Origin of the sequence: Corallococcus terminator (genome assembly GCF_003611635.1) — a bacterium.
In the GTDB taxonomy this organism is placed as follows: Bacteria; Myxococcota; Myxococcia; order Myxococcales; family Myxococcaceae; genus Corallococcus; species Corallococcus terminator.
Window position 1 is genome coordinate 1 of the sequence record NZ_RAVZ01000356.1, and the last position, 9690, is coordinate 9690.

A 9690-nucleotide genomic window follows, 5' to 3' on the forward strand; every position below is an offset into this window, starting at 1 on the left:
GTGGTGCCGGGGGCGGCGGCGGTACGAACGCTGGCGGACGCGCGGCCACCGGGGAGCCACTCAGGGGCAGCGGCGAAGGCGGGGGCGGCAGCGCGCCGTTCATGTCCAGCCGGGGAGGCGGCGGAGGCGGCGGTTGCACCGCGCCCTGGAGGAAGAGCGTCTCCGCCTCGCGGATCCGCCGCGAGAGGAAGTCGAAGATCTCCACGGAGATCTTCCGCAGCTCCGGATGCAGGTCCGGCGACAGGTGGTCCGGAGAGAAGCGCTTCGCCATGCGGAAGAAGGCGGTGCGGAACTCGTCCAGCGAGGCCTGCGGCTTGAGCCCGAACACCTCATGCGGCGGCAGGTGCAGCAGGCCGCGCAACTGGGTGCGCAGGCGCTCGGCCTGCTGGGTCTCCACGGAAGGCGACGGCGCGGCGGCGAAGAGGTCGCGCACCTCCGGCAGCTCCTGGAGGGGAAACCAGTTCGTCCCATCGCGCGATGCGCGCACGGCCGTCTTCAACCGGCCGGAGGCGATGAGCTCACGGAATGCTTGCAGTTGGAGGGGGCCCAGCACACGGCCAAGCGAATCTCCCACCCAGTAACCGACAGCGGATGACGACACGGGGACCTCGGAATCAGGACGCGAGTGCCTCGCGCATGGCCGACGCGATTTCCATGGGGTGGAAGGGCTTGCCCACGAAGCCCACCGCGCCCGCTGCGATGGCCTGCTCCACCACCGGCTCCGCGTCCATGCTGCTGATCACGAGCACGCGCGTTCCCGGCGACACGCTCTTGATGGCACCCAGCACTTCCAGCCCGCTCTTCTTCGGCATGAACAGGTCCAGGAACATCACCGCGGGCTGCTCCTTCGCGGCCAGCGCCAGGCCCTCTTCCCCATCCGCTGCCTCCAGCAGTCTCAGGGCGATGCCCGTCTCCGCGATGACGTCCTTGAGGATGCGACGCACGAAACTGTCGTCATCCACGAGCAGCAGGGTTGGCAGTCCAGACATGGGCGGCAGGATACATGGACCGCGCGTTTTTCGGCGCGGTCGTCGTGCGGCGCCTGCCCGCCTTTTGGGTTAAGGGGGTGAGCATGTCCACCGACCTCGCGCTGTCCCATTTCGAGTCCCAGAAAGCCGCGTACCTCGAGGACCTCAAGACCCTCGTACGCATACCCAGCGTGTCCTTTCCCGGCTTCGACGCGAGCCTCGTGCGCAAGAGCGCTGAAGCAACCGCCGCGCTGTTGAAAGACCGTGGGTTTGAAAACGTCCAGCTCCTCGAAATCGAGGGAGCCCACCCGTATGTCTATGGCGAGGTGCTCAAGGCGCCAGGCAAACCCACGCTTCTGCTCTACGCGCACCACGACGTGCAGCCCGCCGGAGACGAATCCGCCTGGAAGAGCGCGCCCTTCGAGCCAGAGCTGCGCGACGGTCGCCTGTACGGCCGAGGTGCGGCGGACGACAAGGCCGGCATCGTCGTGCACACCTCCGCGGTGGACGCGTGGCTCAAGAGCACCGGCCAACTCCCACTCAACGTGAAGGTCGTCATCGAAGGGGAGGAGGAGGCGGGCAGTGACCACCTGGGTGCATTTCTCCAGAAGCACGCGAAGTTGGTGGCGGCGGACGCCATCGTGTTGACGGACACGTCGAACTTCGACACGGGCCTGCCGTCCATCACCACGGCGCTGCGCGGGCTGGTGACGGTGGATGTGGAGGTGCGCGGCCTGAAGCAGGCGGTGCATTCCGGCATGTGGGGCGGGCCGGTGCCGGATCCGGCGATGGCGCTGTGCCGGATGCTCGCGACGCTGACGCACGCGGACGGATCCATCGCCATCGAAGGGGTGATGGAGCACGTGAAGCCGCTGACGGACGCGGAGCGGCAGAGCATCCAGGCCCTGCCCGGCGACGACGCGACCTTCCGCGAGCAGGTGGGCCTCAACGACGGCGTGGAGCTGTTGGGTGGAGGACGTCACCCGTGGGAGACGAACTGGCGCCAGCCCAGCCTGGCCATCAACGCCATCCAGGCGAGCAGCCGCAAGGACGCGCGCAACATCATCGTGGAGTCGGCGTGGGCGCGCGTGGGCATCCGCGTGGTGCCGGACCTGGATCCGGAGGACGTGCAGCGCCGGCTGGTGGCACATCTGAAGAAGGTGTGCCCGTGGGGACTGGAGCTGGAGATCCGCGAGGACCAGGCTTCGGGCTGGTGGTACACGGATTCGTCACACCCGGCCTTCCAGGCGGCGTTCCGCGCGCTGGAGAAGGGCTACGCGAAGAGGCCCGTCACCATCGGGTGCGGTGGATCCATCCCGTTCGTGGAGCCGTTCGCGAAGGAGCTGGGCGGCGTGCCCGCGCTGCTCATCGGCGTGGAGGATCCGTACACGTACGCCCACTCGGAGAACGAGAGCCTGCACCTGGGCGACTGGGAGAAGTCCATCCGCTCCGCCATCCACCTCTATGAGGAACTGGCGAAGGCGTTGACCGCTCGCGGATAAGGGACGCCCGACATGAAACGCCTGTCCTGCGTGGCCCTGCTCTTCGCTGTCGTCGCCGCACCCTTCCTCGTGCACGCGGACGAAGGGATGTGGACGTTCAACCTCTTCCCGTCGGACGTGGTGGCGAAGAAGTACGGCTTCAAGCCCACGCAGGCGTGGCTGGACCGGGTGCGGTTGGGGTCCGCGCGGCTGGCGGAGGGCTGCTCCGGCAGCTTCGTGTCGCCGGACGGCCTGGTGATGACGAACCACCACTGCGCGCACAACTGCATCGCGCAGTTGTCCACGGCGAAGAAGGACCTGTCGAAGGACGGCTTCTTCGCGCGCACGCTGGCGGACGAGCCTCGCTGTCCCACGATGGAGGTCGACCGGCTGACGGACATCCGCGACGTGACGAAGGACGTGCAGGGCGCGACGCAGGGCCTGCAAGGCGAGGCGTTCGAGGACGCGCAGCGCGCGGTGTTCGCGAAGCTGGAGGCGGCGTGCGCCACGCGGGACGACCTGCGGTGTGAAGTCGTCACGCTGTACCAGGGCGGCCGTTACGACCTGTACACGTACGAGCGGATGCAGGACGTGCGGCTCGTCTTCGCGCCGGAGACGGACATCGCGGCCTTTGGTGGGGACCCGGACAACTTCGAGTTCCCCCGCTACGACCTGGATGTGTCGTTCATGCGCGTGTACCGCGACGGCAAGCCCGCGAGGACGGAGCCGTACTTCCGCTGGAGCAAGGAAGGCCCGAAGGAGGGCGCGGTGACGTTCGTGCCGGGCAACCCGGGCAGCACGTCGCGGATGGACACGCTGGCGCAGCTTGCGTACCAGCGGGACCATTCGCTGCCGGAGAACCTGTTCTGGCGTTCGGAGCTGCGCGGGCGGTTGCAGGAGTTCGCGCGCCGGGGGCCGGAGTTCGCGCGCATGTCGGAGGAGCGGTTGTTCGGCCTGGAGAACGGCCTCAAGTCGATGAAGGGTGGACGCGAGGCGCTGGTGGAGCCCGCGTTCTGGGCGCACCTCTCCGACAACGAACGCGCGCTGCGAGCGAAGGTGGGCCAGGACGCGAAGCTCCAGCAGCAGTACGGCGACGCGTGGGACGCCACCGCGAAGGCGATGGACACGCTGAAGACGTTCCGTCGCGAGCTGCGGATGCTGGAGCAGAATGCAGGCATGGGCTCGCAGCTCTTCGACGTGGCGGCGACGCTGGTGCGCGCGACGGAGGAGGCGGGCAAGCCCAACGAGCAGCGGCTGCCCGAGTTCACCGATGCGAACCGGCCCGCGACGGAGCAGTTCCTGTTCAGCCCCGCGCCGGTGTACCCGGAGCTGGAGGAGCTGGTGCTGGGCTTCTACCTCACGCGCCTGCGCGAGGACCTGTCCCCGGACCACCCGGCGGTGAAGGCGGTGCTGGGCACGGACTCGCCGGGGGTGGTGGCGAAGCGGGCGGTGCGCGGCAGCCAGCTCAAGACGGTGGCGGTGCGCAAGAAGCTGCTCGCGGGAGGGCCTGCGGCCATCGCGGCGTCGAAGGATCCGATGGTGGTCCTGGCGCGCACGCTGGACGGCCCGGCCCGCGCGGTGCGCAAGCGCTACGAGAACGAAGTGGTGGCGGTGCTCAAGCGCAACGGGGAGCGCATCGGTCACGCGCGCTTCGCCTTGTACGGCACGTCGGTGGCGCCGGACGCGACGTTCACGCCGCGCCTGTCCTACGGCAGCGTGCAGGGCTACACGGCGGACGGGAAGCAGGTGGCGCCCTTCACGACCGTGGCGGGGCTGTACCCGCGCGCCACCGGGCAGGAGCCGTTCAAGCTGCCGCCGAGCTGGCTCCGGGCGAAGGCGAAGCTTCCGCCGGAGACGCCGCTGAACTTCGTCACCAGCAACGACATCGTCGGGGGCAACTCCGGGTCGCCCATCCTCGACGCGCAGGCGGAGATCGTCGGGCTCGCGTTCGACGGCAACATCCAGTCGCTGGGCGGCAACTACGGCTTCGACGCGGCGGTGAACCGCACGGTGGCGGTGGACAGCCGCGCCATCGAAGCGGCGCTGCGTCAGGTGTATGGCGCGGAGCGGCTCTTGAAGGAGCTGGGGCTTTCAACCCCGTAGGTGGATGGATTAAGTGCGCGCCATGCGCACGCATCCCGTCCGGACCGTCTGTCTTCTCCTCCTGTCGTGCCTGCTGTGCCCCTGGAGCGCGAGGGCCGCGGAAGCCCCGTGGGCCATCGTCCTGGGCCAGGACGCGAAGCGTCCCGCGGTGACGAAGCTGCTCGCGGAGCAGAAAAAGGCGCGTGCGTTCGCGTGGGTGAAGCCGGCGAAGGGCTTCCCCAAGCTGGTCGCTTCCAAGGCGCTGCCGGGCCTCCCGGAGGGCCAGCACGTCCTGCTGCTGGGGGTGTGCGGGACGAAGGAGGAGGCCCAGGCCGCCCGCGCGTTGGTGCGACCGATGGTGCCGGAGGCTTCCGTGCAGCAACTGACGGGTCCCACCGCGCTGGCGTGTCCGGCGCCCAACGCGCTGAAGGCGGAGCTGCCCGCGGACGCGAAGGCGCAAGGGTCGTTCGCGTTCCCGGATGCGCCCGGGCTGGAGCTGACCGTCCACCGCGTCGCCCCGATCCCCGCGTTGGCGTGCCCGACCACGGACCTTTGGCTGCGCGTGGTGCAGGGCAACGCGGTGCTGGCCCGGCACGTGATGAAGGGACAGTGCGCGGGCGCCTGCACCCCCCAGGAGCAGGAGGCGGCGAAGGCGCGAGTCGCGTCACTCCAGGCGAAGGCGCGTCAGGGGGACTCGACGGCCGAGCTGATGCTCAAGAACGTGAGCGTGGACTGTCAGGCCCGCCAGACCCACTTCAAGACAGTGCTGACGGAGCTGGGGCAGCCCGTGGCGGTGGTCGCGCAGGAGCCCGCGATGAGCAGCCGCATGCCGGACGTGGGCATGCTCGTGGGCCCCGGCTGCGGGAAGCTCATCGTCTCCCCGTACCTGTCGGGCGAGACGGGGAAGGAGGACCTGTCGAAGGCCCAGGCGAAGGCGGACGCGGAGGGCCAGGAGGGCTGGAGGGCCTTCAGCGTCTTCGTGCCCGGTCCGGACCCCACGGCGGTGGCCGAGCGGCGGCACCTGGGGCACTTCGTGTGGATCGCCCCGAAGTGTGAATGGGTGACGGACGACGAGGAGGGGCAGGACATGTAGCCGGCCCCCCGGCAGCCGTTCGCTAGCGGCTGCGGAAGCGGTCCGTGGCCTCGATGAGCGCGGATGTGTTGCCGGGCTCGTTGGCGGAGTGGCCCGCGTCCGGGACGATGACGAGCTGGGCTTCGGGCCACGCGCGGTGCAGTGCCCACGCGCTCTCCGGCGGGCAGACGACGTCGTAGCGGCCCTGCACGATGACGGCGGGGATGTGGCGGATCCGGTGCACGTCGTCCAGGAGCTGGGTGTCGCTGCGCATCCAGCCCTTGTTGACGAAGTAGTGGCACTCGATGCGCGCGAAGGCGATGGCGAAGTCATCCCCGGCGTTGCGCGCGATGAGCTCCGGGTTGGTGTAGAGGCAGCTCGTGCGGCCTTCCCACATGCTCCACGCCTTCGCGGCCTCCTGCTGCGCGTGGCGGTCGTCGCCGAACAGTCGCCGCGCGTAGGCCTGGAGCAGGTCCCCGCGCTCCTCCTCCGGAATGGGCGCGAGGTAGTGCTCCCATGCGTCCGGGAAGAGCGCGTCCGCGCCGCGCTGGTAGAACCAGTCGATCTCCTGCTTGCGCAAGAGGAAGATGCCGCGCAGCACCAGCTCCGTGACGCGCTCCGGATGGGCCTGGGCGTAGGCGAGCGCCAGGGTGCTGCCCCACGAACCACCGAAGAGCTGCCACGCCTCCAGCCCCAGGTGTTCGCGCAGCCGCTCCATGTCCGCGACCAGGTCCCAGGTGGTGTTCATCACCAGGCTGGCGTGCGGGGTGCTGCGGCCACAGCCGCGCTGGTCGAAGAGGATGACGCGGTACACGCTGGGGTCGAAGAAGCGGCGCTGCTTCGCGTCGGTGCCACCGCCCGGGCCGCCGTGGATGAACACCACGGGCTTGCCGTTCGGGTTGCCGCACTCCTCGAAGTACAGCGAGTGGTCTCCCGGGACGCTCAGCCGACCGGTCCGGTAGGGCTCGATGGGGGGATAGAGCGTACGTGGAGGGGTGGGGGCGGGCACGACGTTCCTTCCTTGAAAGGTGGTGCCGGGGAACCTAGCAGGTTGATCCACCGGTGCGGATCCGCCCGGCGACACGTCGCCAGACCCCCACCTTCGCGGTGGTGTTCAGCCTTCAGCGTGGGCGGTGATTTCGCGTTTCAGCGGAGACGCCGGGTCCATCCGATGAGGGGCCGGAACCTTCCGGGCGTCGCCGCCCGGAGTCCTCGTTCCAACTCAGGGCTTGATGGGCGGAACCGGCGCGGCGGCCGTGTCCGGTGCCTTGGGTGCGGCGGGGGCTTCCAGTGCCTTCGGAGGACCGGGCGGCACGCCGCGTCCGGCCTGGGCCACCATGCGCACCTCGGCGTTCTCCCCGAGCGCGAAGCCGTCGCCCTTGGTCTCCAGGTCGGTGACGTCGATGACGTCACCGCGCTCGAGGTGGAAGAAGCGCTCGTTCTTCTCCGCGCGGTGGCGCTCCTGCATCGCCAGCCCCACGCGCCCCTCCGGTCCGCAGCCGATGTAGCGCTGGCGGCCCTTGCCCTCCAGCGACTCGCTGACGATGCGGAACAGCCGGCCCGGGGGCGGCTCCGGCCACGCCTCGCCCTTGGGCGCCACCACGAGGTAGCTCATCTTCAGCGATTCCTTGTGGAACCCCGCCGTGCGCGCCAGCTCCTCCACCACGCGCGGCATGGGCCACGCGCGTTCGGCGTGGCACCAGTCCGTCTCCTTCACCAGCGCGGGGCAGGCGCCCCGGTACAGGCAAGGCGCGCGGATGCCGTAGCCGCGCTCCACCAGCAGGTCGCGCACCTTGAGCAGGTTGCGGCTCGTCTCTCGCAGCGCGGGCTCCATCACCAGCAGGCTGCCGCCCTTCTTCACCTTCGCGAGCACCGCCTCCAGCAGCGCCGCGCGCGGCTTGAGCGCATCGTCGTTGGCGCCATACAGCTCGTTGACCACGTGGCCCATCGTCACCAGGTCGTACTGGCCGTCGGGCAGCGCAGCGTTCTTCTTCAGCGGATCCCACTCGCGCGTGGCCAGCGCCTCGCCCGCCTCGGTGGCCAGCTTGAGCGCCAGCGCCAGGGCCGGCTTGCTGCGGTCCGCCGCCGTGACTTCACTGGCACCCGCGTCCATCGCCGCGAAGGCGACCGGGCCGGGGCCACTGCCCAGGTCCAGCACATGGCGGGGGCGGTTGGGCAATTCCCCCAGCACCTGCCGCGCCTGGGCGTACGAGACCGGCCAGTAGAAGAGCAGGTAGGCGCCCAACAGGCGCGGGTCATCCATGTACCGGGCGCCGGCCAACTGTCGGTCGCGGGTCAGGCCGAGTGACAACTGCTTCACGCCCGCGCCCACCTCCTTGACCTCCTGTGGCGTGAGGCGTCCCTCCGGGCCGTCACCCTTGCCCCGCGCCGCTCGCCACACGGCGATGAGCCGCGGCAGCCACCGCTCCAAATCCTTGCTGTATGCGTTGCTCATCCGTGCCTTCACTTCTGGGGTCGCCACCCGGAGGCGACCGCGTTAAACCCGTCCCGCCATGATTTCCGTCCGCGGATTGCGCAAGCACTATCAGGTTCACAAGCGCCCGCCCGGCCTGAAGGCGGCCCTGCGCTCGCTCGTCCACCGTAGCTACACGTCCGTCAAGGCCGTGGACGGCATCTCCTTCGATATCAAACCCGGCGAACGGGTGGGCTTCCTGGGCCCGAACGGCGCGGGCAAGACGACGACGCTCAAGGTGCTGGCGGGCCTGCTCCACCCCTCCGAGGGTGAAGTCACCGTGGACGGCCACGTCCCGAAGATGCGCGAGGAGGCGTTCCTCAAGAAGATCATGCTGGTGATGGGGCAGAAGCAGCAGTTGCTCTGGGACCTGCCCGCCGCGGAGACGTTCGAACTCAACCGGGCCATCTACGACGTGCCCCGCCTCCAGTACAAGCAGACGCTGGAGGAGCTGGTGTCACTGCTGGAGCTGGAGGACCTCATCCAGAAGCCCGTCCGCCAGCTCAGCCTGGGCGAACGGATGAAGTGCGAGCTGGCCGCGGCCCTCATCCACCGCCCCCGGGTGCTGTTCCTGGACGAGCCCACCATCGGCCTGGACGTGTCCATGCAGGTCACGATGCGCAACTTCATCAAGGCCTACAACGAGACCACGGGTGCCACGCTCATCCTGACCAGCCACTACATGGACGACGTGGCGGCGCTGTGTCCGCGCGTCATCGTCATCGACAAGGGGCAGTTGTCCTACGACGGCACCCTGGAAGCGCTGGTGCAGCGCGTGCGTCCGGAGAAGCGCGTGGTGCTGCGGCTGGCCCGGCCGGTGGAAGCGGCCCTGCTGGAATCGCTGGGGCGGGTGGTGTCGCACGAGTCGGGTACGGCGGTGCTCCAGGTGCAGCAGGACGCGGTGAACGCCACCGTGGGCCGCGCGCTGTCAACGCTGCCGGTGACGGACCTGACGGTGGAGAACGCGCCCCTGGAAGAGGTGATGAGCGAGCTGTTCCAGGAGGGCAAGGCCCGCCGGGCGGAGGCCGCCCGGGAGACGGTGTCCGCATGAGCCTGCGCACGTCGCTGAAGGCGCTGCCCACGCTGTTGCGCATCGGCTTCGCGGAGGCGGTGGCCTTCCGCGCGGAGATGGTCGTCTGGGTGTTCGCCACCACGATGCCGCTCATCATGCTGGCGCTGTGGTCGGCGGTGGCGCGCACGGCGCCGGTGGGCCGCTTCGGGCAGGGGGAGTTCGTCGGCTACTTCCTCGCCGCCTTCTGCGTGCGGCAGATAACGAGCTGCTGGGTGGCGTGGATGCTCAGCTACGAGGTGAAGCAGGGCACGCTGGCCATGCGGCTGTTGCGGCCCATCTCCCCGCTGCTCGCGTACGCGACGGACGTGCTGGCGGGCATCCCGCTGCGGCTCCTGGTGGTGGCGCCCGTGCTGGCCATCAGCCTCTACGTGGTGGGCGCCAAGGCCGTGCCGGCGTCGCCCGGGGGCTGGGGGCTGTTCATCCTGTCGCTGGCGGGCGGGTGGCTCATCACGTTCTACCTGAACGTGCTGTTGGGGACGCTGAGCCTGTTCATGGAGTCCAGCCAGAAGCTGATGGACATCTACATGGTGCTGTTCTTCGTG

The 9690-nt window shown here is 69.4% G+C and carries 8 protein-coding genes and 1 pseudogene; 5 read left to right on the forward strand and 4 right to left on the reverse strand.

The features are described 5' to 3' along the window. Both D7V88_RS34390 and D7V88_RS34395 read right to left on the reverse strand, forming a co-directional pair. Positions 1-601: pseudogene (locus D7V88_RS34390) on the reverse strand (J domain-containing protein); the annotation flags it as partial. Positions 602-614: 13 nt separating this feature from the next. Then, positions 615-989, reverse strand: a complete 375-nt coding sequence (locus tag D7V88_RS34395; protein WP_120544842.1) for a response regulator transcription factor — start codon at positions 987-989, stop codon at positions 615-617. 83 nt (positions 990-1072) lie between these two features. Here D7V88_RS34395 and D7V88_RS34400 point away from each other — a divergent pair, with 83 nt between their 5' ends. Genes D7V88_RS34400 through D7V88_RS34410 form a run of 3 tightly spaced genes read left to right on the forward strand, consistent with a single transcriptional unit; the run spans position 1073 to position 5624 of the window. Beyond that, a complete protein-coding gene (locus D7V88_RS34400) occupies positions 1073-2470 on the forward strand; it encodes a M20/M25/M40 family metallo-hydrolase (RefSeq protein WP_208726644.1) in 1398 nt (465 codons plus the stop codon). Positions 2471-2482: 12 nt separating this feature from the next. Then, positions 2483-4552 carry a S46 family peptidase gene (locus D7V88_RS34405; protein ID WP_120544843.1) on the forward strand — a complete coding sequence of 690 codons (2070 nt, stop codon included), beginning with the start codon at positions 2483-2485 and terminating at the stop codon, positions 4550-4552. 22 nt (positions 4553-4574) lie between these two features. Further along, positions 4575-5624 (forward strand): hypothetical protein, encoded by a 1050-nt coding sequence (locus tag D7V88_RS34410; RefSeq protein WP_120544844.1) that lies wholly within the window; start codon positions 4575-4577, stop codon positions 5622-5624. A 22-nt stretch (positions 5625-5646) separates the two neighbouring features. Here the strand turns inward: D7V88_RS34410 and pip are convergent, their stop codons facing one another. Next, the gene (pip, locus tag D7V88_RS34415) at positions 5647-6612 is read right to left on the reverse strand and encodes a prolyl aminopeptidase (RefSeq protein ID WP_120544845.1); all 966 of its coding nucleotides are present in this window, start codon (positions 6610-6612) and stop codon (positions 5647-5649) included. Positions 6613-6825: 213 nt separating this feature from the next. Then, the gene (locus tag D7V88_RS34420; RefSeq protein WP_120544846.1) at positions 6826-8058 is read right to left on the reverse strand and encodes a small ribosomal subunit Rsm22 family protein; all 1233 of its coding nucleotides are present in this window, start codon (positions 8056-8058) and stop codon (positions 6826-6828) included. 58 nt (positions 8059-8116) lie between these two features. On the opposite strand from D7V88_RS34420, the gene D7V88_RS34425 reads away from it, so the two are divergent. Together D7V88_RS34425 and D7V88_RS34430 are read left to right on the forward strand one after the other, a co-directional pair. Beyond that, on the forward strand, positions 8117-9127 hold the full coding sequence (locus D7V88_RS34425; protein ID WP_120544847.1) for an ABC transporter ATP-binding protein: 1011 nt from the start codon (positions 8117-8119) through the stop codon (positions 9125-9127). Next, positions 9124-9690: ABC transporter permease (locus D7V88_RS34430; RefSeq protein WP_120544848.1), on the forward strand; the 567-nt coding region annotated here is incomplete at its 3' end. The genes D7V88_RS34425 and D7V88_RS34430, both read left to right, overlap by 4 nt.